General features: G+C 41.7%; 22 protein-coding genes and 1 riboswitch. Of the genes, 5 read left to right on the forward strand and 17 right to left on the reverse strand.

Annotated features, from left to right (window positions below; translation table 11 throughout):
• The first annotated feature begins 190 nt into the window (after positions 1-190).
• Positions 191-1,000: a pyrroline-5-carboxylate reductase gene (gene proC / locus J4G36_RS04850; protein WP_210468932.1), complete on the forward strand. Its 810-nt coding sequence runs from the start codon at positions 191-193 to the stop codon at positions 998-1,000.
• 107 nt (positions 1,001-1,107) lie between these two features.
• Positions 1,108-2,127: an NADPH dehydrogenase NamA gene (gene namA / locus J4G36_RS04855; RefSeq protein ID WP_210468933.1), complete on the forward strand. Its 1,020-nt coding sequence runs from the start codon at positions 1,108-1,110 to the stop codon at positions 2,125-2,127.
• A 142-nt stretch (positions 2,128-2,269) separates the two neighbouring features.
• Here namA and rnz read toward each other — a convergent pair whose 3' ends face one another.
• From rnz to mce, 5 genes are read right to left on the reverse strand one after another with little or no spacing between them, the layout of a single operon-like run.
• Complete coding sequence (rnz, locus tag J4G36_RS04860; protein WP_210468934.1) at positions 2,270-3,211, reverse strand: ribonuclease Z; 942 nt, start codon at positions 3,209-3,211, stop codon at positions 2,270-2,272.
• A 28-nt stretch (positions 3,212-3,239) separates the two neighbouring features.
• Entirely contained in the window at positions 3,240-4,424 is a 1,185-nt protein-coding gene (locus tag J4G36_RS04865) for a DNA polymerase IV (protein WP_368668724.1), read from the reverse strand.
• Positions 4,425-4,458: 34 nt separating this feature from the next.
• Complete coding sequence (locus tag J4G36_RS04870; RefSeq protein ID WP_210468936.1) at positions 4,459-5,580, reverse strand: M20/M25/M40 family metallo-hydrolase; 1,122 nt, start codon at positions 5,578-5,580, stop codon at positions 4,459-4,461.
• A 14-nt stretch (positions 5,581-5,594) separates the two neighbouring features.
• Positions 5,595-7,142, reverse strand: coding sequence for an acyl-CoA carboxylase subunit beta (locus J4G36_RS04875; RefSeq protein ID WP_210468937.1), 1,548 nt, complete (start codon positions 7,140-7,142; stop codon positions 5,595-5,597).
• 4 nt (positions 7,143-7,146) lie between these two features.
• Entirely contained in the window at positions 7,147-7,557 is a 411-nt protein-coding gene (mce, locus tag J4G36_RS04880; RefSeq protein ID WP_210470426.1) for a methylmalonyl-CoA epimerase, read from the reverse strand.
• A 118-nt stretch (positions 7,558-7,675) separates the two neighbouring features.
• On the opposite strand from mce, the gene prli42 reads away from it, so the two are divergent.
• Complete coding sequence (gene prli42, locus J4G36_RS04885) at positions 7,676-7,768, forward strand: stressosome-associated protein Prli42 (RefSeq protein ID WP_210468938.1); 93 nt, start codon at positions 7,676-7,678, stop codon at positions 7,766-7,768.
• 67 nt (positions 7,769-7,835) lie between these two features.
• Here prli42 and J4G36_RS04890 read toward each other — a convergent pair whose 3' ends face one another.
• Positions 7,836-8,276: a BrxA/BrxB family bacilliredoxin gene (locus tag J4G36_RS04890; RefSeq protein ID WP_210468939.1), complete on the reverse strand. Its 441-nt coding sequence runs from the start codon at positions 8,274-8,276 to the stop codon at positions 7,836-7,838.
• Between the two features lie 144 nt (positions 8,277-8,420).
• Positions 8,421-8,589: riboswitch (M-box (ykoK) riboswitch) on the forward strand.
• Positions 8,590-8,780: 191 nt separating this feature from the next.
• Between J4G36_RS04890 and mgtE the strand changes: the two genes are divergently transcribed.
• The gene (gene mgtE, locus J4G36_RS04895; RefSeq protein ID WP_210468940.1) at positions 8,781-9,773 is read left to right on the forward strand and encodes a magnesium transporter; all 993 of its coding nucleotides are present in this window, start codon (positions 8,781-8,783) and stop codon (positions 9,771-9,773) included.
• Positions 9,774-9,859: 86 nt separating this feature from the next.
• On the opposite strand, the gene meaB is transcribed toward mgtE, so the two are convergent.
• The 11 genes from meaB to J4G36_RS04950 all read right to left on the reverse strand — a co-directional run bounded on the left by meaB (position 9,860) and on the right by J4G36_RS04950 (position 24,897).
• Positions 9,860-10,951 (reverse strand): methylmalonyl Co-A mutase-associated GTPase MeaB, encoded by a 1,092-nt coding sequence (gene meaB, locus J4G36_RS04900; RefSeq protein WP_246880406.1) that lies wholly within the window; start codon positions 10,949-10,951, stop codon positions 9,860-9,862.
• Positions 10,951-13,110 (reverse strand): methylmalonyl-CoA mutase, encoded by a 2,160-nt coding sequence (gene scpA / locus J4G36_RS04905; RefSeq protein WP_210468941.1) that lies wholly within the window; start codon positions 13,108-13,110, stop codon positions 10,951-10,953. The genes meaB and scpA overlap by 1 nt, the downstream gene beginning before the upstream one ends.
• Complete coding sequence (locus J4G36_RS04910; protein ID WP_210468942.1) at positions 13,097-14,797, reverse strand: methylmalonyl-CoA mutase family protein; 1,701 nt, start codon at positions 14,795-14,797, stop codon at positions 13,097-13,099. The genes scpA and J4G36_RS04910 overlap by 14 nt, the downstream gene beginning before the upstream one ends.
• 115 nt (positions 14,798-14,912) lie before the next feature.
• The gene (locus tag J4G36_RS04915) at positions 14,913-16,214 is read right to left on the reverse strand and encodes a dihydrolipoamide acetyltransferase family protein (protein WP_210468943.1); all 1,302 of its coding nucleotides are present in this window, start codon (positions 16,212-16,214) and stop codon (positions 14,913-14,915) included.
• A gap of 20 nt (positions 16,215-16,234) precedes the next feature.
• On the reverse strand, positions 16,235-17,218 hold the full coding sequence (locus tag J4G36_RS04920) for an alpha-ketoacid dehydrogenase subunit beta (RefSeq protein ID WP_210468944.1): 984 nt from the start codon (positions 17,216-17,218) through the stop codon (positions 16,235-16,237).
• The gene (locus J4G36_RS04925; protein WP_210468945.1) at positions 17,218-18,225 is read right to left on the reverse strand and encodes a thiamine pyrophosphate-dependent dehydrogenase E1 component subunit alpha; all 1,008 of its coding nucleotides are present in this window, start codon (positions 18,223-18,225) and stop codon (positions 17,218-17,220) included. Before J4G36_RS04925 ends, J4G36_RS04920 begins: the two co-directional genes overlap by 1 nt.
• 16 nt (positions 18,226-18,241) lie before the next feature.
• A complete protein-coding gene (gene lpdA / locus J4G36_RS04930; protein WP_210468946.1) occupies positions 18,242-19,669 on the reverse strand; it encodes a dihydrolipoyl dehydrogenase in 1,428 nt (475 codons plus the stop codon).
• 26 nt (positions 19,670-19,695) lie between these two features.
• Positions 19,696-20,778: a butyrate kinase gene (gene buk, locus J4G36_RS04935; RefSeq protein WP_210468947.1), complete on the reverse strand. Its 1,083-nt coding sequence runs from the start codon at positions 20,776-20,778 to the stop codon at positions 19,696-19,698.
• A gap of 34 nt (positions 20,779-20,812) precedes the next feature.
• Positions 20,813-21,907, reverse strand: a complete 1,095-nt coding sequence (locus tag J4G36_RS04940) for a Leu/Phe/Val dehydrogenase (RefSeq protein ID WP_210468948.1) — start codon at positions 21,905-21,907, stop codon at positions 20,813-20,815.
• Between the two features lie 17 nt (positions 21,908-21,924).
• A complete protein-coding gene (gene yqiS / locus J4G36_RS04945) occupies positions 21,925-22,848 on the reverse strand; it encodes a phosphate butyryltransferase (protein WP_210468949.1) in 924 nt (307 codons plus the stop codon).
• A 15-nt stretch (positions 22,849-22,863) separates the two neighbouring features.
• Positions 22,864-24,897, reverse strand: a complete 2,034-nt coding sequence (locus J4G36_RS04950; RefSeq protein WP_210468950.1) for a sigma 54-interacting transcriptional regulator — start codon at positions 24,895-24,897, stop codon at positions 22,864-22,866.
• A 128-nt stretch (positions 24,898-25,025) separates the two neighbouring features.
• Between J4G36_RS04950 and J4G36_RS04955 the strand changes: the two genes are divergently transcribed.
• Positions 25,026-25,277, forward strand: coding sequence for a DUF2627 domain-containing protein (locus J4G36_RS04955; protein ID WP_210468951.1), 252 nt, complete (start codon positions 25,026-25,028; stop codon positions 25,275-25,277).
• The last annotated feature ends 4 nt before the right edge of the window (positions 25,278-25,281 follow it).

A 25,281-nucleotide genomic window follows, 5' to 3' on the forward strand; every position in this document is an offset into this window, starting at 1 on the left:
ATCCCTCTCCCATTTCGAACCTCCTTCCGAGCCGTTGTGGAAACACGACCGTATCCTTCGCGTTAAGATGGAAACAAGTTGTGCCGTATATTCGGCAAATCTAGGTGGTACCGCGGAAACATGCGTTTTCGTCCTTTCAGTAGGATGAGAACGCATTTTTTTTGATTTTAAATTGAAAGAGGCGATTTTTTTGAAAAAGATTATATTTGTTGGTGCGGGTTCGATGGCCGAGGCAATTATCGGTGGAATTGTAGAGCAAGGCGCGGTACAACCACAAGATGTGTTTGTTATGAATAAATCCGATGATGAAAGACTAATTTCATTGCAAAATAAATATGGTGTTTCGATTGTATGTAAGGAGAAAAAAGCATTCGAAAATGCAGACCTTGTCGTTCTAGCGACGAAGCCGAAAGACATTCATCAAGCAATGGCGGACATCAGCCAATACATGAATAAAAATGCCGCGGTCTTATCTGTAATCGCTGGGGTTTCGATTAACACGATTGAAAACGGTCTTGGTAATAGACCAATTGCTAGATCGATGCCGAATACATCCGCAACAATCGGAAAATCAGCAACCGGCATAGCGATGAATGCCGCAGTGGATGACAAAATGAGAAAACAGCTACTAGGTCTGTTGGAAGCGATTGGATTAGTGAAAGAAGTTGAGGAGGATGATTTGCATGCCGTGACTGCCCTGTCCGGAAGCGGTCCGGCTTATGTCTATTACTTGGCGGAGGCGCTTGAAGAAGCCGCAATAGAAAAAGGTCTAACAAAAGATGTTGCACGTTCGCTTATCATTCAAACGCTTGAAGGTGCTGCGGCGATGATGAAAGAAACTGGGACGGAGCCAGCTGAACTGCGAGAAAATGTGACGAGTCCAGGTGGAACAACTGCAGCAGGGTTGCAGGCATTGGATGACCGTTTATTTAAAGAAACGATTTCAGCTTGCATTGAAAGTGCGACGGCACGGTCGCGAGAACTAGGTGCGCAAAGTTAAAGTATTTTGATGTATGGCTTCTGGCTTTCTATCTTAAGCACTATTCAGCCTTGAACACTTCCACTTTGCTATACTAGTAGAGAAATTAAATTTGGGAGGTTATTCATTTGGCAAAGTTATTCGAACCCTTTAAAATACGTGAAGTCGAATTTAAAAACCGCATTGTAATGGCACCGATGTGCATGTATTCGAGTCATAATGCCGATGGTAAAATTGAAGACTGGCACAAAACGCATTATGCAACGCGTGCTGTTGGGCAAGTCGGACTTATAATAGTGGAGGCGACGGCTGTACAACCAGAAGGCCGTATATCCGCGCAGGATCTTGGCATATGGAGTGATGATCATATCGATGGTCTCTCTGAAACGGTTCGCTTGATGAAACAACACGGCGCAAAGACCGGTATTCAACTCGCTCATGCCGGTCGAAAAGCGACAGTCGACGGCGATATTTATGCTCCATCTCCAATTGCTTTCAACGATTCTTATAAAACACCTGTTGAAATGACAATAGAGGATATTCAAGAAACAATTCAAGCATTCAAAAGCGGAGCGATTCGTGCGAAGAAAGCCGACTTTGACATTATCGAATTGCACGGCGCACATGGTTATCTCATCAATGAGTTTTTATCACCTTTATCAAATAAACGGACAGATGAGTACGGCGGGACGAGTGAAAATCGATATCGTATTTTACGTGAAATCATCGACGTAGTACGTTCTGTTTGGGAAGGACCTTTATTCGTTCGGATCTCCGCATATGATTATACGGAAGGCGGCATGACACCGGAAGCTTATATTGAAATGGCTAAGTGGATGAAAGCTCAAGGTGTTGATTTAATTGATGTTAGCTCCGGCGCGGTCGTTCCAGCCAGAATCGATGCTTATCCGGGTTATCAAGTGAAGTTTTCTGAAACCATCAAAGAAGGTGCTGATATCTCTACGGGCGCCGTTGGACTGATTACTACCGGTATTCAAGCAGAAGAAATCTTGAAAAACAACCGGGCCGATGTGGTATTGTTAGCTAGAGAGCTATTGCGTGATCCCTACTGGGCTTACACGGCAGCAAAAGAACTTGGTGTGGAAATTGAGTCACCCAAACAATATTCACGCGGTTGGACCTATTAACTAGAAAAATTTACCCCTACGAAGTGATTTTCTCATTCGTGGGGGTTTTTATATGATATAGCAATAAGAATTTGTCAGTCAAAATAATAAAAAACCCGTTTTCTCCCTTCAAAAAGGAAAAAACGGGTTTAGCCGCAATTGCTTACTCTATCTGGATTACCTTGTGGTTTTTCCATTCAAATCTCGTAAAGTCTTCGGCAATATAAAGCTCCGGAAAAATTGTTTTCCCTTGCGTCAACAACCCTGTAATGTCTTTCGGCATGAAACGTGCACTTATATGATTGGCGATAAGCGTCTTTGCTTCAGCTTTTTTCGCAGTGGTTGCTGCATCGCCAATTGTTGAATGACCATAGTCTTTTGCAAGATCGCCAGTATTCATATCGAACGTTGCTTCGTGGATTAAAATATCTGCCTTATTCGCCAACTCAATTGCTTCGTCACAATAACGCGTGTCGCCAAGGATTGTAACCGTAAATCCTTCTTGAGGTTCCCCTGTTACATCTTTACTTAAGACGATTCGGCCATCTGGCAATTCGATGTCTTCTCCGTCCTTTAATTGTTTCAACAGAGGTCCTTTAGGGACACCCTTTTTAATTGCTTCATCGATCAGTAATTTCCCTTGAAGTGGTTTTTGTTCAATACGATACCCGAAGCACGGGATCACATGACGTAAAGATTTAGCTGTGACTAGAAAATGTTCATTTTCAAAAACAATCCCATCGGTAACTTCATGAAAGACAAGTTGATAAGTTAAATGGGTTTGAGTGAGTTGAAAGGTTGTTGTCAACCATTCCTCTAAACCGACCGGCCCATAGATATGAAGTGCGTCTTCACCGCCAAGAAATGACCTGGAGCTTAATAATCCCGGTAACCCCAATATATGATCACCATGTAAGTGGGTAATAAAAACTTTAGCTATTTTACTCGGTTTCAATGAAGTATGTAAAATTTGATGTTGTGTCGCTTCTCCGCAGTCAAACAACCATAAACCTTCTCCTTCTGCAGAAAGATTCAGAACTACCGATGACGTGTTACGCATTTTCGACGGCATCCCGGCGCCTGTACCTAAAAATTGCAATTCCATAGTAATTCCACCGCCTTTCTACGTAATGTTAGGAGTACCCTTTTTTAATGGAGCCAGGTCCAAATTTTTGTTCTATTTTTTTCACGAGGCTATCAAGTTGTTCTGCCTCCGCATGTTTTTCAAAGTTATAAATCGATAATTGCTCGTATATTTCATTCATCGGGATAACGTTTGATACCGTTATGCCTAATAGGCGTATTGGTTCTCGGTCCCAGTACAATTTGAATAATTCGATGGCTTCATTATAAATTTCATCTTCTTTATATAAAGGGTTGAGCACCGTTCTGCTTCTTGTCTGGTTTTTCCAGTCGGCAGTGCGGATTTGAATCATAATAACAGTACCTGCTAGCTGTTCACGATCCAACCGAAGTGCGACTTTATTGGCTAACCATTTGAACGTTTTTAAGCATTCATCTAGTTCAGTTTCATCAATCGGTAATGTCGTTGAACTCCCTACACTTTTTCGTTCTTCTGCCGCCTCTGGGTCTACAGGTCGGTAATCAATGCCATTTGCTCGTTCTCTTAGTCGTTCTCCATTTTTCCCAAGTGATAATCTCACCATTTTTTCATCAGCTTTTGCTAAATCTCCGATTGTATAGATTCCGTGTTCGTTCATTTTCTTTTCAGTACTTTTACCAATTCCATGCATTTCAATGACTGGAAGAGGCCAAAGCATCGTTTCGATTTCACGTTTTCGCAAAATGGTTATACCCATGGGCTTTTTCATATCAGATGCAGTTTTTGCGAGGAATTTATTCGGTGCTATTCCAATAGAACAAGGCAAATCTAGTTCTTGCAGGATTCGTTGTTGCATCCCTTCTGTAATCGAAATGGCATCGGTAAGTCCTCCGATATCAGTAATATCAATATAAGCTTCATCAATAGAAACCGGTTCTACAAGGTCTGTATAAGTTCGTAATAGATCGAACACGGCTTTCGATGCGATTCTATATTTTTCGAAATCAGGCGGGACAATCACCAAGTCGGGACAAATTCGTCTTGCTTCCCCAACGGTCATCGTTGTATAAATGCCAAGCGCTCTCGCTTCATAAGAACAAGTCACAAGAATCCCGCGGCGGTGTTTCGGATTTCCCGCAACCGCCATTGGAATCCCTTTTAGAGAGGGGTCATGCGCTTGTTCAACTGAAGCAAAGAAACTATTCATATCAAGATGCAGGATGACCCTTGCCCGTGTTTCACCGACAGTCGCCACATGACTCCCCCCCATCTATTAGTTATTTACTAAATTATTTTGACGCTGTTACTTTAACAATTTCTATAAGTAATTCAGTCAGTTTATTTAACTCTTCAACTGGCATCCGTTCATTTTTCGTATGAATTTCTTCATAACCAACCGATAATGTCACAGTTGGAATCCCTGCGCCGTTAAAGACGTTGCCGTCACTTCCGCCGCCACTCGTTAACAGTTCCGGCGTTCTACCGATATTGTTAATAGCTTGAACTGCGGTTTGAACAACTTCAGCATTTTCATCGAAGCTGAATCCTGGATACATCTGTTGAACTTCAGTTTTAGCTTGACCACCCATTTGTTCTGCTATTCGTTCAAACGTTGAAACCATATGATCTGTTTGTTTTTTTAGTTTTTCCGGATTAATCGAACGTGCTTCTGCTACGATTGTCACTTCATCGCAGACGATATTTGTCGCGCGTCCTCCGTGGAAACTCCCTATATTTGCTGTCGTTTCTTCATCAATACGTCCAAGCGTCATTGCCGAAATTGACTTTGCTGCAATGTTGATTGCCGAAACCCCTTTTTCAGGTGCGACCCCCGCATGCGCTGTTTTTCCGTTAATCGTCGTCCATAGTTTGGCCTGATACGGTGCTGAAGTAACGATGCCGCCTACTTTTCCATCACTATCTACTGCATATCCGTATTTCGATGTGATTAGTGAAGCATCCATTTCTTTCGCGCCAACAAGTCCACTTTCTTCACCTGCAGTAATGACAAATTGAATATCGCCATGTGAAATATTATTTTCTTTTACGGTACGCATCATTTCAAATAACGCCGCGATGCCTGCTTTATCATCTGCACCAAGAATTGTCGTGCCGTCCGAATAGACATAACCGTCTTCACGCAGTTCAGGTTTGATACCAAGACCTGGGACTACAGTATCCATATGACATGTAAAGTAAATCGAATCTGCATTAGATACAGTACCTTTAATCGAAGCAATTAGATTTCCCGCACCGTGTCCGCTTCTTTGGGCAGAATCGTCTTCAATAACTGTAAACCCGAGTTCTTCCATTTTCACTTTTAATACATCTGCGATTGCACGTTCATCTTTTGTTTCAGAGTCGATTTGCACGAGCTCAAAAAATTCATCTAATAGTCTTTCTTTATTCAATTCATTCCATCTCCTTATAGCGGTATATTACCATGTTTCTTTTTAGGTCTTGATTCTTTTTTATTCCGCATCATATCTAATGCTTGAATTAGCTTGATGCGCGTTTCCCTGGGATCGATAACGTCGTCAACCATACCATGAGAAGCTGCGACATATGGATTGGCAAATTTTTCACGATATTCTTCAATTTTTTCTGCACGCATTTTTTCCGGGTTATCCGATTTTGCAATATCACGTGAGAAAATTATATTTGCCGCGCCTTCAGGTCCCATAACAGCAATTTCTGCATTCGGCCATGCATATACAACGTCAGCACCGATTGATTTAGAATTCAATGCAACGTATGCCCCACCAAAAGCTTTTCGCAATATGACAGTCATTTTTGGAACCGTAGCTTCTGAATACGCATACAAGATTTTGGCTCCGTGACGAATAATGCCGCCGTGCTCTTGCTTAACACCTGGGAAAAATCCGCTTACATCTTCAAATGTAATGATTGGAATGTTGAATGCATCGCAAAAGCGAATAAAACGGGCTGCTTTGTCAGATGAATCGATATCAAGTCCGCCGGCCATGACACGTGGCTGATTGCAAACGAGTCCTACCGTTTCACCCTTAATGCGAGAAAGTCCGACAACTATATTCCGAGCAAATTCGGGTTGAACTTCCATAAATGAATCCGTATCAACGACTTGTTCAATCACTCGTCGAATATCATAAGGGCGTATGCCTTCGTATGGAACGATATCCGCAAGATCTGGACGATAATCATCGCTGTCTGCATAATCCGCAATCGTAGGCTTTTCTTCATTATTTTGCGGTAAATAAGACAAAAGTCTACGTACATCTTGTAAAACAGTCTTTTCATCTTTTCCGCGGAAATGTGCATTCCCACTAATTGCGTTATGTACTTTGGATCCGCCGAGCGCTTCTGATGATATCGTTTCACCCGTAACTGTTTCAATCACTTTCGGTCCAGTGATAAACATTTGACTTGTTTTGTCTGTCATAAACACAAAATCCGTAATTGCGGGCGAATAAACAGCGCCACCTGCACATGGACCTAGAATGACCGAAATTTGCGGAATCAAGCCAGAATAAATCGCGTTTCGATAAAAGATTTCCCCGTAACCATCTAAAGAAACAACGCCTTCTTGAATTCTTGCGCCACCCGAATCATTTAAACCAATAAATGGGGCACCATTTTTCGCAGCTAAATCCATGACATTTGCGATTTTCATAGCGTGCATTTCCCCAAGTGCTCCGCCAAAAACCGTGAAATCTTGGGAGAATAAATAAATAGGTCTACCATCAATTTTTCCGTATCCTGTCACGACACCATCTCCGGGACCTGCTTGCATATCCATACCAAAATCACGTGTTCGGTGCGTGACGAACGGATTTAATTCAACAAATGTGTCTTTATCGAGCAGAAGATCGATACGTTCACGTGCAGTTAACTTCCCTTTTTCATGTTGCTTCTCAATGCGTTCATCGCCGCCACCAAGTTCAATTGCTCTGCGCTTATCATAAAGTTCATTGATTTTATCGTATATGTCCATTCAATTATTCCCCTTTATCCCTTTTTTCACACAGTTCATATAAGACACCGAAAGAAGATTTCGGATGCATAAACGCAACCTCAGCCCCACCTGCACCTGGTTTCGGGCTATCCGATAATAATTGGACGCCTTTCTCTTCAAGCTCAACCATTCTTGACCTGATGTCTGTAACTCCAAATGCGATATGATGAATACCTTCGCCTCTTTTTTCAATAAACTTTGCGACTGCGCCACCTTCGTTCATTGGTTCTAGCAATTCCAGTTTAATGTTCCCAGCATCAATGAATGCCACGCGAACCTTCTGACTCTCTACTTCTTCGATTTCTAAAAGCGTTAGGCCAAGTGTATGTATGTAGTAATCAAGTGAATCTTCGATATTCTTTACAGCAATTCCGATATGATCAACATTTTTCACCAAACAAAACCCCTCCCTCCTTCTATTGTACATTTTTCAACAACAATCCGCTACCTGTTGTGAAATCCGCAATTTCTGTTAAAATAGAAGTCAGTACTATTTTAAGGAGATTAAAAAAATGGCCAATAAAAACGTACGCAAATGGATTCTTTATATTATGATTGCTGCCATGTTACTTTCAGGACTTGGAATGGGTCTAAGCATGATGTAATTTGCTAGATGCACAAAAAAACTGTTCGCACACAATCAAATGTGTCCGAACAGTTTTTTAAATTACCTTATACTTCTTCGCAATGCGCTTCGAATTGGCTCTGCAAGTTTGCGACGACTGACATCGGGTCATGCCCTTCAATTTCGTAACGGCCAACCTCTGCAACCATTTTCCCATCTTTCAATAATGCAAACGATGGAGATGATGGCAAGTGATCTTCACCAAAATGCATTCTCGCCTGTGCTGTAGCTTCTTTATCTTGTCCAGCAAAAACAGTTACGAGATGATCAGGACGCTTATCATAGTGGACTGCATGTTGTGCTGCAGGACGTGCAATTCCGCCTGCGCAACCGCATACCGAGTTAACCATGACAAGCGTCGTGCCTGGACGTTTCATAGCATTTTCCACTTGTTCAGGTGTTGTTAATTGTTCATATCCGATTGCATCCATTTCAGAGCGCGCGCGAGTTACTGTTTCATTCATTAAAAGATTAAAATCCATAGTCATTCATATCAATCCTTTCTTTCTTCAATGTAATCATAACAGGAGCATTATGGACATGCAAAGGACTTGCAATCATATTTTCAAAGGAAGTTTGACAACCGACAAAATGAAACGTATTATATGAGATTGTAGTTAAAAACTAAATGTTTGTACCCTCGTTAGGTGAGGCTACTATATGGAGATATGCTGCTGCCCAGAAATGTCGAAAGACTCCAATGGGTCAACAGAAACCATCGACTTAAGGTGGTTTTTAATGTAGCTGGATGTTTTTTATCCTATGCCATACAGTGCTAAAGCTCTACAAAGGAGGTTTATTTTGACATATATTTTATGCTGAGCACCCTTCTTTGTAGAGGGGTGTTTTTAATTTTTTATAAAAGGTGGTGATGGGGATGTGCAAATCGATAAAGCTGGAGCCCCCTGATTGGTTAAGGTTAATTGGCGTACGTAATCTACTAAAAAAGTCCACATCCGCACACCAAGTGGACAAAATGGGGAGGTCCTCAAATGGGCAACAATAATCATCATATTTTCAAACATGAAACGACCGGAACACTAATGAAAAAAGGGTATATCGCCCTTCTGGAAACTTATACTGTAGATCAAGCAATTATGCATCTACGACAAAATGTACAAGGTAAAACAAATATTCACTATTTATATATCGTTAGTGAGGATAACCAGCTAACTGGTGTCCTATCAATTCGAGAATTGCTTGGTGCAGCTAGCGAGGAATCGATTACTAGCATCATGAAAAAAGACATTATTTCGCTACCAACGGATTTAGATCAAGAAGATGCCGCGAAAATTTTCCGGGATGAAGACTTGGTCACGATTCCAGTCGTCAATAATGCTAAGCAACTAATCGGTGTTATTCATGTCGAAGATATTTTAGACGTTGTTTGGCAAGAAGCTGATGAAGATATTGAAAAGCTTTTTGCATCTGGTAAAGAAATAGATTTTCATACAAATCCATTTACCGCTGCTTATCGCCGATTACCATGGTTAATCATTCTTTTATTTATTGGACTTCTATCTGGCAGTATTATAGAAGGCTTTGAAGCAACACTTGAAGCTGTCGTTGCGCTCGCATTTTTCATGCCAATGATTGCAGGGATGACTGGAAATACAGGTACCCAGTCACTAGCTGTTGTTGTCCGTGGGCTTGTTTCAGAAAAACTTAACATGAAAGCCACACTTAGACTAATTTTTCGCGAATTAATTGTCGGGGTTGTAATCGGCATTGTCTGTGCCGTTGTAATCGCGATTATCGCTTATTTTTGGCAAGGCAGTTTCGTACTTGGTCTTATAGTAGGTGTATCACTACTTGCGACACTTATCATCGGAACCGTTGCCGGTACAATTATTCCACTTATTTTGCATAAATTTAAGATGGATCCAGCTATCGCTTCAGGTCCACTCATTACAACAATAAATGATATTTTATCATTGTTAATTTACTTCGGTATAGCAACGAAGTTCATTTCCAAGTTAATGTAGGCTTAATTGCAAGGCACCGAATCTCAAGACCTATATTAGGGCTGGAGATTCGGTGAAATCATTCCTTTGGGCAACAATTCCAGCGTCTACTTTCTCTCTTCTCGAAACAATCGATCAACCGCATTTGCTACTGTAAGATTACCTTGAAGAAGCTCGTTTTCTAATCGGGCAACTTCATCTTTCCTCCCAGATTCGGCAAAAAAGGAATCTATAAGGCGGTCATTAATCATAGAATGGAACCAATCTTTCGTCTGTGAATTTCTACGCGTGTTCCAAGAATGGTTATCCTCCATCTTTTCTTTAAAAGATAATATTTTCTCCCAAACATCTTCTAGACCAGTTTTAGCAAGCGAAGATACTGGCAGTGCTGTGGAAGTCCAGCCCAGTGAAGCCGGTTGTAAGAAATGAAGCAGTTGCTTGTATTCTCTCACTGTTTTATTGGCGAGTTTCAAATTATCGCCATCTGCTTTATGGACGACAATCATATCTGCTAGCTCCATAATGCCTTTTTTCATTCCTTGCAATTCATCCCCGGCACCGGTTAAGACGAGCAACATGAAGAAGTCCACCATACCTCGAACGACGGTTTCACTTTGACCGACACCGACCGTTTCGATTAAAATAATGTCATATCCGGCCGCTTCGCATAATAACATCGTTTCACGCGATTTTTTATGGACGCCGCCAAGCGTGCCTGCAGTCGGGGAAGGCCTGATGAAAGCATTAGGGTGTTTCGCTAACGCTTCCATCCGGGTTTTATCCCCCAAAATACTGCCTCCCGTAAGCGAAGAACTCGGGTCGATTGCAAGGACGGCTACTTTATGGCCAGATTGTGCCAGCATCAGCCCGAAGCTTTCGATAAACGTACTTTTTCCTGCTCCGGGAACCCCCGTAATTCCGATACGGATACTTTTCCCGGTTTTAGGCAGCACATTGAGAAGAAGTTCTTGTCCCGCTTTTTTATCAGACGGTGTAATGCTTTCTATAAGCGTAATCCCTTTTGCTAGATCGAGACGCGACCCGTTCGTAATATTTGTCGTTAAATTTGAAATCGAAATCGCTCGTTCCTTTTTAACAAAACGTTTACGAGGTAGAGCTGTCATCCCATCATGAGTGGAATTAATACCGTCCATGACGTTCATCGCACTTTCATCACGAATTTCATCTTTACGATTCATTACTCCATCACTTCCTCGTACCCAAGCCTACGGTAAATCTCCTCGATTACTTTTTGAGCCGCGACGGGTATGACTGTTCCGGGACCGAATATAGCAGAAGCACCTTTCTCACGAAGAAATTCATAGTCCTGTGCTGGAATGACACCTCCGACAACGATCAATATATCTTCACGTCCAATTTTCACGAGCTCATTTCTTAATTCTGGAACAAGCGTCTTATGGCCTGCTGCAAGTGAGCTAACGCCGATAACATGAACATCGTTTTCTGCCGCTTGCAGTGCAGTTTCTTCAGGTGTTTGGAACAACGGACCGATATCTACGTCAAAACCTAAGTCCGCGAAAGAAGAAGCAATCACTTTAGCCCCACGGTCATGACCGTCTTGGCCCATTTTCCCAATCAAAATTCTCGGTCTGCGTCCTTCATTTTCCATGAAATCTTCTGCCATCTGTTTCACTTCATCAATCTCATCCTGGTTTGAAAAATTCGAACTGTATACGCCACTCACGGAACGAATCACCGCCTTATGTCTACCAGATACAGATTCAATTGCATCTGAAATTTCGCCAATCGTTGCGCGTGCACGGGCCGCATCTACAGCATTTGCAAGAAGATTTCCTTCACCCGTTCGAGCAGTCTCCTCTAACACTTCGAGTGTGCGTTTAACTTCGACTTCATCACGGTTCGCTTTCATTAGATTGATCCGATCAATTTGTTTTTGCCTGACGACTGTATTATCAATATCCAATATGTCAATCGGTTCTTCAACGTCAAGTTGGTATTTATTGACGCCAATAATCGACTCAGCTTTAGAATCAATTTGCGCTTGACGTTTAGCTGCGGCTTCTTCGATTTTCATTTTTGGAAGACCTGTTTCAATCGCTTTCGCCATGCCGCCTAATTCTTCGATTTCTTCAATAAGTTCCCACGCTTTCTCCATCAGTTCATCCGTCAATTTTTCAACATAATATGAACCACCCCATGGATCGGCGATTTTTGTCATCAAGGTTTCTTCTTGTAAAAACAGTTGTGTGTTTCTGGCAATTCGTGCTGAAAAATCAGTCGGAAGCGCAATTGCCTCATCCAATGCATTTGTATGAAGTGACTGAGTATGCCCCATTGCTGCAGCATTCGCTTCAATAAGCGTACGCGTGACGTTGTTAAACGGATCTTGCTCAGTTAAACTCCAACCAGATGTTTGCGAGTGTGTACGCAGTGCCAACGATTTCGGATTTCCTGGTTCAAATGATTGAATCATCTGTGCCCACATTTTCCGCGCAGCGCGCATTTTCGCGATTTCCATGAAGTAGTTTTTACCAATTGCCCAGAAGAACGATAACCTCGGTGCGAATGAATCGATATCGATGCCAGCTTTTAACCCTGTACGAACGTATTCAAGTCCGTCAGCAAGCGTATAAGCCAATTCAATATCTGCAGTGGCCCCCGCTTCTTGCATATGATAGCCCGAAATTGAAATCGAGTTGAATTTCGGCATCTTCTTGGACGTGAATTCAAAAATATCCGCGATGATTTTCATCGACATTTCCGGCGGGAAAATATATGTATTTCGAACCATATATTCTTTTAAAATATCATTTTGGATAGTTCCAGCAAGTTTATCTGGTGTAACACCTTGTTCTTCTGCCGCTACGATATAAAACGCCATCACTGGCAAAACTGCGCCGTTCATCGTCATTGAAACGGACATTTCATCAAGCGGAATACCATCGAATAAGATTTTCATGTCTTCTACCGAGTCAATCGCAACACCAGCTTTACCAACATCGCCTGTTACGCGTGGATGGTCTGAATCATAACCGCGGTGCGTTGCTAAGTCGAACGCAACGGATAACCCTTTTTGTCCCATCGCGAGGTTTCGTCTATAAAATGCGTTACTTTCTTCTGCTGTTGAAAAGCCTGCATATTGACGAACAGTCCAAGGTCTCGATACATACATCGTCGGATACGGACCACGCGTGTTCGGTACAATTCCTGGGTAATCATTCAAATGGGAAACGCTTTCAACATCTTCTTTTGAATACACCGTTTTAATGTCGATTCCTTCATTCGTTAGAAATGGATTTGCTGATAAAAGAGCTGCTTCGTTTAAAGTTTCAGCATCCTGTAATGGATTTACTTCGCTAAAATTAGGCTTTTTCATCGTTCGGGTCTCCTTTCCAACTATTTTTAATCTCTGTCAGTTTCGCGATTTTATCTTGCCCGCTGAAAATAAATCCAGTAAGCCCGTTCACAAGCCATTTCCCACTGACTTCTGCTTCATATTTTCCGGCAACATCGATTAAAATTCCATCAGGGAGCCCTTGTAGTAAATCTGTCATGACTTCTTTAGTTAGCTCTGGTTTTGCACAGACGACTATATAATCGAGTTTTTCATTCTTAATCCATTCAATTGCTTCCTGCGCATTTTTAAATCGCGGACTCCACGCTGAATGAATGCCGCCAGTGGCTAAAAATCCACTCACAAAATCCGCTCTCGGTTTAATGTCTTTTAATTCTCCAAATGGTACTATCACTGTTTTCGGTTGTTCTTCTTGAAAATAGGATCGTATCAATTCAAAAGGTTCTGCCAGCCGTCCTTCTGCCTCTATTCCATCGTCTACATTCAAGTTGGAAGTAGCTAAATCCGCATAAATATTTGTGCCGATTAATGACTTTTCCCCATTTGCGACTTCTTCTGCCCTGGCTATTCTGCCTGCTTTCAAACGTTGGTCAAGTTCCCCGCTATTTACGTACGCTTGGTAACCTCCAGTTGCATCAATTTCAACAAACAGATCCCATGCTTTTTCTACAAGTTCGTCCGTCAAAGTGTCGATAAAATAGGAACCGCCTGAAGGATCTAGCACTTTATCTACAAGTGTTTCATTTTTAATCACAAGTTGGACATTGCGTGCGTAACGAACCGAGGCCGGCGTTACGCCTGTCAACACGTCATGTGGATGAACAGTAATCACATCGGCCCCGCCGAGAACAGCTGAAAATGCCTCATTCCCTGCACGCAATAAATTGACGTAAGGGTCTAATTTCGAATACGTTCGAAGCGATGTTTCGGTCAAGATTGGAATATGAGCGACCTTCGTCTCTCCAAAAGATTTTCCAAGCGCATTCCATAAAACTCGAAAAGCACGGATTTTAGCAATTTCCATAAAGAAGTGCGTATCAACCGCAAAACGAACAAAGAATTGGTCGTTAAATTCACGAAATGTTTGATAATGAACCGCCTTCTCAGCACCCTCGGCAATTGCAAGCGCCAACTCCGTGACAGCGTCCGCCCCGTTTAAATGCGCAATGCGTATATCAGCTGAAATTGTCCTAACGTTTGAATAACCTTCTGGTAAAATCCCACCGCTAATTTCAACTGCTCCCCGAGCCTTGCTTCGGTCTTCCATCGCTACAAGATCGAAGACTTTAAGTAGTTGATCATTCTGATTCGTATTTGTAATGAATATCGGATAGGAAGTAATAAGTTTGGCCAAATTCTCCAAAGACTTTTCATCCCATTCAAGTTGATGAGCCCCGTCATAGACAATCGCTTCATTGCCGCGTTCAATTGAACGCGTAAGCTCCGTGATAAACGATTGCCCATCAGTAGCATATGGTTGCTGCGCAACAATCCAACCCGGTTGGTGTTTTGCTTCTCTAATTGTAGCAATCGTGTTCGTATTATGGAATTGTTCCTCAACGTATATCGGCTGTAAATCGATTCCTTCTGGTGTTTTCGTAATCAGTTCTTCAAAAGGCTTTCCCCTTAATGATTTAACAGCAACTTCTTTCCATTCTAAGTAATCTACGTCTTCAAAACTCGTTGATTTCATTTTATGTATAGTCAAATTTTCAATTCCCTCCCCAATCTACTAAACTTATCTCTATTTTACATGAGCATACCGGATATTGTAAGTTGAAAAAGCCCGGAACCGATAATTCAGGTTCCGGGTGTTAAATTTATTAGTAAATCGATGTGTTTTCTGCCGAAACGTTCTCAAGAATTTCTTTCACTCGTGCAAGGAAACGTCCGCATACGAGTCCGTCAAGTACTCGGTGATCGAGTGACAAACACAGGTTAACCATATCGCGGGCGGCAATCATACCGCCGTTCATGATGACTGGGCGCTTGACAATCGACTCGACTTGAAGAATTGCAGCCTGCGGGTGATTAATAATTCCCATTGATTGTACAGAACCAAATGATCCTGTATTGTTCACGGTAAAAGTTCCGCCTTGCATTTCAGCTGATTTCAATTTTCCAGTACGCACTTTCGTAGCCAATTCCTGAATATCGCGCCCGATTCCTTTGATTGTTTTTTCATCGGCATGATTAATAACCGGAACAAACAACGAATCCTCCGTTGCGACTGCAATCGAAATGTTGATATCTTTTTTCTGAATAATCTTGTCTCCAGCCCACATCGAGTTCATCATCGGGAACTCCTTCAATGCTTGTGAAACTGCTTTTACGAAAAATGCAAAGTATGTTAAGTTAAAGCCTTCCTTTTGCTTGAATTCATTTTTCAATGAATCACGGTAGGCAACTAAATTTGTGACATCTACTTCTACAGTCATCCATGCATGAGGTGCTTCATGCTTAGATTTAAGCATATTATTGGCAATTGCACGACGAACGCCCGTCACTGGGATTTCTATATCGCCAGCCATGACCGGCACTTCAGTTTTTGGCTGCCCTGCAGGTGAGGATTTTGTTGGTTCTTGCGTTGGTGCAGCAGTTTCTTTAGCTGGTGCAGCTTTCGGCATTTCGCCACTCTCGATAATAGCTAATAAGTCTTTACGCGTAATTCTTCCGCCGCGTCCTGAGCCTTCAACTAGAGATAAGTCAATATTATTTTCTTGTGATAAACGCAAGACAGCAGGTGAATATCGTCCACTTTCACTTTTATCTCGCTTAGTCGGCGAAGTTGGTTGAAGTGAACCTTCTGCCGGCATCTCATTTGCTGGCTCATCCTTCGCCGGTGAAGCCGCTACTTGTGGTTCTGCATTATCATTCCCAGCTTCTTCAGTTTCCATCACACAAATAATTGCGCCTACTTCCAGGGTTTCACCTTCCCCGGCGATTAATTCTGTAATCGTTCCACTAAAAGAAGAAGGAACTTCCGCATTTACTTTGTCCGTATTCACTTCAGCAAGCGGATCATATTTATTAACTGTGTCGCCAGGTTTTACAAGCCATTTCTCGATGGTACCTTCAGTTACGCTTTCACCAAGTTGTGGCATTAAGATATTTTCAATAGCCAATCCATTTACCTCCATCTCTTTTAAAACTCAGCAAGATCACGTGCTGCTTTTTCGACTTTGTCTGGATTCATCATAAAGAATCTTTCCATTGTAGGTGCATATGGCATCGCTGGTACATCTGGACCCGCGATACGTTTTATAGGAGCATCTAAGTCGAATAGACAGTTTTCAGAAATAATCGCTGCGACTTCCCCCATTATGCTACCTTCCATATTATCTTCAGTTACGAGAAGGACTTTTCCAGTTTTCGAAGCGGCTTCAATAATCGCTTCTTTATCAAGTGGATAGACCGTCCGTAAATCAAGAATATGTGCTGAGATACCATCCTCAGCTAAACGTTCTGCAGCTTGTAGAGCAAAGTGCACGCAAAGACCATAGGTGATAATCGTAATGTCATCACCTTCACGTTTAACATCCGCTTTCCCAATTGGAAGCACATAATCATCATCCGGAACTTGCCCTTTTATTAAACGATAAGCACGCTTATGTTCGAAAAACAATACAGGATCTTCATCGCGAATCGCTGCTTTTAAAAGACCTTTTGCATCATAAGGCGTCGACGGAATAACAATTTTCAAACCCGGTGTGCTCGCAAACATTGCTTCAACAGATTGCGAATGATAAAGCGCCCCGTGGACGCCGCCGCCAAATGGTGCACGGATAACAATCGGGCATGACCAATCATTATTGGAACGGTAACGAATTTTTGCAGCTTCTGAAACGATTTGGTTAACTGCCGGCATGATAAAATCGGCAAATTGCATTTCCGCTATTGGACGTAAACCGTACATCGCAGCGCCGATACCCACACCAGCGATTGCAGATTCAGCTAAAGGCGCATCAATCACACGCGCTTCACCAAACTGATCGTATAAGCCTTGCGTCGCCTTAAACACACCACCTTTTAGACCAACGTCTTCACCAACAACGAAAACGCGATCATCTCGTTCCATTTCTTCTTTCATAGCTAAAGTAATTGCATCAATAAAAGACATAACCGTCATTATTTGTTCCCCCCTTCTTCGGCATACACATGAAGGAGCGCTGTTTCAGGATCTGCATAAGGTGCATTCTCTGCATAATCAGTCGCTTCGTTTACTTCTTTCATAATACGCTCTTCCATATCTTTTTCTATTTCATCCGTTAAAACGCCTACTTCTTTCAAATAAGCCGCAAACGAAATATTTGGATCTTTCGATTTCTCAATCTCAAGTTCTTCGGCTGAACGATATTGACGGTGGTCATCATCAGATGAGTGAGAAGTTAATCGGTAACAAACCGTTTCAACTAGGCTAGGCCCATCTCCGCGACGCGCACGATCCGCAGCTTCTTTAACAACACGGTAAACTTCAAGTGGATCTGTCCCATCTACTGTAAAACCTGGCATGCCATATCCAATTGCCCGGTCTGATACGTTTTCAGCAGCAATTTGTTTTTCAATCGGAACAGAAATTGCATATTTATTGTTTTCGACCATAATAACAGTCGGTAATTTATGAACACCTGCGAAGTTCATCCCTTCGTGGAAATCACCTTGGTTGGATGAACCTTCTCCCAATGTGACAAATGTGATAAAGTCTTCCTGCTTCATTTTCGCGGCTAATGCAACGCCGACCGCATGTGGTAACTGTGTCGTAACTGGAGAAGAACCTGTCAAAATTCGGTTCTTTCTTTGTCCGAAGTGACCTGGCATTTGACGGCCGCCTGAATTTGGATCTTCAGCTTTTGCGAATGCGGATAACATTAGCTCTTTAGTTGTCATACCAAAATGTAAAACAACTGCCATATCACGATAATATGGTGCAATCCAATCTTTATCTTTATCAAGTGCATATGCCGCGCCAGCTTGTGCCGCTTCTTGTCCTTGACATGAAATAACGAAAGGAATTTTTCCTGCACGATTTAATAACCACATACGCTCATCGACTCGACGCGCTCGTACCATTGTTTCAAAAATGTTTAAGACGTCCTGATCGGTTAAACCAAGTTCTTCATGACGATTTTTTGCCATTTTACAAATCCCCCTTTTACATGTGTATCGCTTTTCCATCCACAGCTAATGCTGCTTCGCCCATTACTTCTGATAGTGATGGGTGTGGATGAATCGTACTTGCTACTTCCCATGGTGTTGCGTCAAGAACCATTGCCAATCCTGCTTCCGAGATAAGTTCCGTTACATGAGAACCAATCATATGAACACCGAGTATATCGTCTGTTTCTTTGTCCGCAATAATTTTCACGAAGCCATCAGAATTTCCGTTAACGAGCGATTTTCCGATTGCCATGAACGGAAATTTCCCTACGCTAACATTAAAACCTTGCTCTTTAGCTTGTTGTTCCGTAATCCCTACACTTGAAACTTCTGGGCTCGAATAAATACAGCGTGAAATCATTTTATAATCAATTGGCTCATTTTTTAAGCCTGCAATATGTTCAACTGCGGCAATACCTTCGTGAGAAGCGACATGTGCAAGTTGAAGACCGCCAATCACATCACCAATCGCGTAGATATGATGTTCTTTCGTTTGAAACGTAGGTCTTGTTTGTATAAAACCATTGACTATTTCAATTTCAGTGTTTTCTACTCCGATACCTTCAACATTTGCTTGGCGTCCAACCGATACGAGCATTTTTTCAGCGGAATATTCTTTCGTCTCACCTGAAACTTCTGCAGAAATTGTAACTGAACCCGACTCTTTTACAAGCGTTTCCGGCAATACTTTCGCACTTGTTACGAAAGTAATTCCTTTTTTCGATAGAAGCTTTTTCATTTCTTTAGATATATCTTCATCTTCTGTAGGAATGATTCGATCTGCATATTCAAGCACAGTTACTTCAACACCAAAGTCATGCAACATTGATGCCCATTCAATTCCAATGACACCGCCGCCGACAATAACGATTGACTTTGGAAGCGTTTCCATCGAAAGAGCCCCATCAGAAGATAAAACGTCAACCTCATCGATTTCCAATCCTGGTAATGACTTTGGTCTTGAACCTGTCGCAATTATTAAATGTTTGAGAATAAGCATTTCGTTCTCTTCGCCATTTTTCATTTCAACTGAAATTGTTCCTGGCATCGGTGAGAATATAGAAGGTCCAAGCATTCTGCCTAATCCCTCAAAAACATCTATCTTCCCTTTTTTCATTAACCCAGTAACACCTTGGTGCAATTGACTAACAATTTTATTTTTACGTTCTTGAACACGGCTGAAATCGAGCGAAACATCAGTTGTATCCACACCAAATTCTGCAGCTTGATTTTTAGCTAGGTCATAGACTTCAGCACTTTTTAATAAAGCTTTACTCGGAATACACCCTTTGTGCAAGCATGTTCCGCCGAGCATTTCTTTTTCTACAAGTGCTGTTTTCAGTCCTAGTTGTGCAGCCCGTATTGCAGCTACATAACCGCCCGTACCACCGCCTAAAATGACTACATCATACTCTCGTCCCAAATCATTTACCTCCCTGAAACTATCCGTTAAGATGGATAGTTCTTTGCTTTCTCCTCGCCTGAAAGTACTCGAATAGCGCCTTCAGCGAGTGCTTGTAATTCATCTTCACCTGGATATACGACTACATCAGAAATCCAGTCGACTTTAGATGAAATTAACTCAATAAATTCATTTCCATATGCAAGTCCACCGGTCAAAATAATTGCATCGATGCGACCTTCCAATACTGCAGCTGCACCACCAATTTCTTTGGCGATTTGATAAGCCATTGCTTCATAAATCAGCTTCGCTTTTTCATCACCAGCTGCAATTCTTTTTTCAACCAGAACGGCATCGTTCGTTCCGAGATATCCGACCAAGCCACCTTCACCGACGAGCGATTTCATAACTTCATTCCGGAAATAATTTCCTGAGAAACATAAATCGACAAGATCGCCAGCAGGCACAGTTCCAGCTCTTTCAGGACTAAATGGACCATCTCCATGCAATCCGTTATTAACGTCGATAACTTTACCTTCAGCATGAGCGCCCACAGTAATACCGCCGCCCATATGCGTAACAATAAGACGGAGATCTGTATACTTCTTATTTACTTGATTTGCATACCTTCTAGCAACCGCTTTTTGATTTAACGCATGAAAAATTGATTTTCGATTAATTAAAGAAAATCCGGATATTCGAGCAATAGGTTCAAGTTCATCGACAACTACCGGGTCGACGATGAACGCTGGTATATTCAAACCTTTCGCAATTTCATTGGCCAAAATCCCACCCAGATTGGAGGCGTGTTGACCAGAATATCCTTTTCTCAAGTCAGCAATCATGTTCTCGTTGACATCATATGTTCCGCCTTCTATGGGGCGTAATAATCCACCACGCCCACAAACCGCGTTCAGTTTTGAAATGCTGATGCCTTCCGATTCCAAAGCAGTCAAAATCGCGTCTTTTCGGAAACTGTATTGATCGATGATGGAAGGATACTGTGCAACCTCTTCTACCGAATGTCGGATAGTGCTTTCCATGAGTAATTTATCTTCGATGAAAACCCCGATTTTTGTAGAAGTAGATCCTGGATTGATTACTAAAACTCTGTATTTTGTTGCATGCACATTAATTTCTCCTTCCACATCAATCAGCCGATTTTTATCGACCTGTTAAAACACTTTTTTCTTTTTGTAAAAATTGACTGCGCGATTTTGCGACACGCGCAATTCGCTGTTCAGCCAAGCGGTCAGCTGCAACGTACGTCGGTATTTGTTCTGCTTTAGAAATCTTGAAAATCTCGCCAATAATGTCGTAAATTCCTTCAACTCGTTTAAGTGCACGTTCACTGTTATAGCCGATTAATTCGTCTGCTACATTAATGACACCGCCTGAGTTGATAACATAATCCGGTGCATAAACAATGCCCATTTCATGAATTTGGTCGCCGTGACGATTTTCTTTTAATTGGTTGTTCGCAGAACCAGCAATTACTTTACACTTGAATTGTGGAATCGTTTCATCATTAATCACCGCACCAAGCGCACATGGAGCGAAAATATCCGCTTCTTGCGAATAAATTTCATCGATGCCGACAGCTGTCGCCCCGAATGCATCTACCGCACGTTGAACCGCTTCTTCATTAATGTCAGTAACGATCAATTTTGCGCCTTCTTCGTGTAAATGTTCACACAGCGTGTAAGCAACATTGCCGACACCTTGCACAGCAATTGTCTTACCTTCTAGCGAATCTGTGCCGAAAGCCTCTTTTGCTGCTGCTTTCATGCCCACATAAATGCCGTATGCAGTTACTGGTGAAGGATTCCCTGAAGAGCCGCCTTCAGAAGATGTTCCAGTTACATAATCCGTTTCCAAGTGAATGAGGTCCATATCTGCTTCAGTCGTTCCGACATCTTCTGCAGTAATATATCGACCATTCAACCCTTCTATGAAACGACCAAATGCACGGAACATTTCATCATTTTTATCTGTTTTAGGATCGCCGATAATTACTGTCTTACCGCCGCCTAGATTGAGTCCTGCTGCCGCATTTTTATAAGTCATTCCGCGTGCTAATCGAAGCGCGTCTTCAATTGCTTCGCTTTCACTTGCATACGTCCACATACGTGTACCGCCAAGAGCTGGGCCTAGTGTTGTGTCGTGGATTGCGATAATCGCTTTTAATCCTGATGTTTTATCTTGACAAAAAACAACTTGCTCAAAATCTTCAGTTTCCATATAGTTGAAAATTTCCATTAAAAATTCCTCCTTAGTTAGGTACGTGATGGGTTCTTTGATGTAGAAAGGATTGCAAGTGCAAGCGAATAAAGTTTGCTTTCTGCACTATCTGACCTCGAAGTTAATACGATTGGTGCACTGGCTCCTTGGATAACAGCGCCAACTTTCGCTTCTGCAAAATAAACGAGTGACTTATATAAAATATTTCCCGCTTCAATATTTGGAACGACCAAGACGTCCGCTTTTCCAGCAGATGAACCCGCTATTCCTTTTTGTCTGGCAGCTTCTATTGAAATTGCATTATCGAGTGCCAAAGGACCATCAATTATACAACCGCTAATTTGACCGCGTTGATTCATAACAACTAATGAAGCCGCATCAATGGTTGGCGCCATCGCAGGGTTAACCGTTTCAACGGCTGCAAGTGGCGCGACGATTGGCTCATCTACGCCACATACATGGGCAGTGGAAACTGCATTCCTGACGATTTGCGCTTTCGCATCAAGATCGGGAGCTATGTTCATCGCAGCATCTGTAACAAATAAAAGTCTATCATAGTTTGGAACTTCAAATACTGCAACATGAGACAGTATTTTACCTGTTCTTAATCCGTATTCACCATTTAATACTTCTTTTAAAAGTACTGACGTTGGAATATTTCCTTTCATCAATACATGAGCCTGCCCACTCGAAACTGATTTTACTGCTTCAACAGCGGATTCTGTCAGATTCTCCGTATGATGGATTTTTATTTTTTCATTGGAAAGCAGCTCTTGAAAATTTTGCGAAAGTAAATGATGAATTTTTCCTTCATCATCAAATAATACAAACGACGCTATCTCGTTAGTTACTGCTTCATAGACCGCTGTAAGCACTTCCATATCAGCTGCGGAAGCTACCGCTACGATGGGGTCATTTTGCATTGCTGCTTTTTCGACAATTGAAGCAAGTGTTGTCATTCAAATTCCTCCCAATTAAACGAGGTTAAATTTTTCTAACTTGTAATAAAGTGATCTCAGAGAAATTCCTAATCTGTTCGCGGTAACTGATTTATTGCCATCATTTTCACGAAGTGCTGTTTCAAGAATCGTTTTCTCGTAATCATCCATTATTGAAGCAAGCGTGCTTTTCTCAGGTAGGACTGATTCTTTCTCAGCATGATTTTCGGTAAAAAGAGATTTTGTAACATCTTCAAGTTCTAGCATTGTTTTTCCCTGATTACTGTAAATCATTGCTCGACTTAGCACATTTTCAAGCTCACGAACGTTACCAGGCCAGTCGAAGCGCTTTAAAAAGTTTTGTGCCTCGTTGGTTATTCCCTTTACATTCATGCCGAACTCTTGGTTTAGCTTAATCAGGATGTTTTCGACAATGACCGGAATATCTTCTTTTCTTGAACGAAGTGAAGGGATTTGAATGGAAATCCTATTCAATAAGTAATATAAGTCTTCCAAAAATGATCCATTATGCATCGCTTTTTCCAGATTTTTTGTTGTAGCCGTAATTATGCGTACAGGTAAACGTATTGGTTCTTCATCGCCACCTGGATAAATAATTCCTTCGCGTAAATAGACCAGGATTTTCTTTTGTACCTCCAAAGGCATATCTACGATTTCGTCTAGAAATAAAGTACCGTTCTTTGATTGTAAAAACAGGCTGTCATTAAATTCATTCGTGTTTGTATCCCCATGCTTGCCAAATAACTCTTCTTCCAAATTCACAGGATGATTCGTACAATTAACCCGAACAAACTTGCCGAACTTTTGTTCACTTTCACTATGAATCGCATGCGCGAATAGTTCTTTTCCACTTCCTGCTTCTCCTCGAAGCAAAACTGGAAGACTGTTTCGCGCGGCAAGCCTAGCTTGTTCAATCGCAATTTCAATATCCGCAGACCTTCCATATACATCGTCAAACGTATAGGTAGATTCTAGTTTGCGAATAATTGTACGTGCTCGGTCAAGCTCATTCATTAAACTTCTCATCTCGGTAATGTCATGGATGACCCCGACGCTACCTCGAACCTGCCGATCTACAATAATTGGTGCGACGTTGACAATAACTTCATTGTTATTTTCACCGACGCGCATATTTACGCCGCGAACTGGTTGTCTGGTTTTCAATACTTTCATATGAATACTTTCCCCTTCGCTAATATCAACGGCAGCGGGTTTCCCGATTACTTCATCTGCTGTAAGGCCGGTAATACGCGTATAGGCAGGATTAACAAGTATTCCATTCCCGTGTTCATCTACAACCGAGATTGCATCATCACTTGAATGGATAATTGCTTCAAGCATTGTTTGTACTTTTTTCAAGCCAGTAATTTCCTCGGCAAGTGTCAATACTTCAGTCATATCTTTAAATACTGCAAATGCACCTACTATTTTTCCTTTATGATCATATAACGGATATCTGGAAGTAACGATTTTAAGACCATTTTGCAGCACTAATTCTTTGTTTAACTCTGACCTGGCTGATTCAAAGACATGGGTCAAACGTGACGTTGGGATTACTTCAGTAATCTTTTTTCCAATAGCATCTTCAATTGGTGTACCTGTCATGCGAGCAGCGCTATTATTAAAAAAGTCTACTTTACCATGCTTATTAATACCAATCATGCCTTCTTCAACAGAGTCAAACACCATTCTTTGTTTATGGACTTCAGCACGAATCCGTTTTGTATATGTATCATTCTCTTCAAGTAAACGAACAAGAAGGTTTGCTACTGAACCGGGTATCAATACGGTATGGTTGGATCTCGCCTTTAATAGCTCGGCAAACACTGCCTCATTTCCAGATACATCAAAAACGATATCTATGTTTGGCGAGAGATGTTCTCTCCAGTCATTTCCATAAGAGATGCCAAGTTCTTTTGCTCGTCTAATCCCTGGTGCTCTTTCATCTGTGTCAATGATTGCTTTCACATTCATAAAATCTAGATTTTGAAGTAGGTCCAGAATGATTAAGCCGCCTGTTCCCGCCCCGATAATAAGAACGTTTTGCAAGGATATTCATTCTCCTTTTTGGCGCGTGCAATCTTTTGCAATTACAATTTAATCATACACGATTGCCCTCTTCTTGACAATATATCTTCAGCAGGTAAAATTATATTAGACAAAAGGAGATGTTTTGAGTGGCACGCTTAGCGGCTTTTATAGTTCTTTTAATTCCAGGAGTTTTTGCTGCTGGTGGAATAAAGCTGATGAGGGATTCATTATACGGAATTCTTTTCTTCCCTTTTCCAGCAAGTTGGGTACAATTTTTAATTGGCCTCATTATGTTCAGTGCGGGTTTGGCATTTTTCGCCGGGTTCCTACTGCGCCGCGACCGTAAAAATGGTCGTGTACAAGAACGTTTTGTAAAAAAAGATGGATCACGACAATAACCTG

Source organism: Sporosarcina sp. 6E9 (assembly GCF_017921835.1).
Lineage (GTDB): Bacteria > Bacillota > Bacilli > Bacillales_A > Planococcaceae > Sporosarcina.

Bases quoted from the DNA above. Each gene is read 5' to 3' on its own strand.
- scpA (WP_210468941.1), bottom strand. From the start codon at position 13,110: ATGAAAAAGCCTAATTTTAGCGAAGTAAATCCATTACAGGATGCTGAA.
- J4G36_RS04890 (WP_210468939.1), bottom strand. From the start codon at position 8,276: ATGACTATGGATTTTAATCTTTTAATGAATGAAACAGTAACTCGCGCG.
- J4G36_RS04920 (WP_210468944.1), bottom strand. From the start codon at position 17,218: ATGACGGTTATGTCTTTTATTGATGCAATTACTTTAGCTATGAAAGAA.
- mgtE (WP_210468940.1), top strand. From the start codon at position 8,781: ATGGGCAACAATAATCATCATATTTTCAAACATGAAACGACCGGAACA.
- J4G36_RS04875 (WP_210468937.1), bottom strand. From the start codon at position 7,142: ATGGACATATACGATAAAATCAATGAACTTTATGATAAGCGCAGAGCA.
- meaB (WP_246880406.1), bottom strand. From the start codon at position 10,951: ATGAATCGTAAAGATGAAATTCGTGATGAAAGTGCGATGAACGTCATG.
- J4G36_RS04925 (WP_210468945.1), bottom strand. From the start codon at position 18,225: ATGGCAAAAAATCGTCATGAAGAACTTGGTTTAACCGATCAGGACGTC.
- rnz (WP_210468934.1), bottom strand. From the start codon at position 3,211: ATGGAATTGCAATTTTTAGGTACAGGCGCCGGGATGCCGTCGAAAATG.
- prli42 (WP_210468938.1), top strand. From the start codon at position 7,676: ATGGCCAATAAAAACGTACGCAAATGGATTCTTTATATTATGATTGCT.
- J4G36_RS04940 (WP_210468948.1), bottom strand. From the start codon at position 21,907: ATGGAAATTTTCAACTATATGGAAACTGAAGATTTTGAGCAAGTTGTT.
- yqiS (WP_210468949.1), bottom strand. From the start codon at position 22,848: ATGACAACACTTGCTTCAATTGTCGAAAAAGCAGCAATGCAAAATGAC.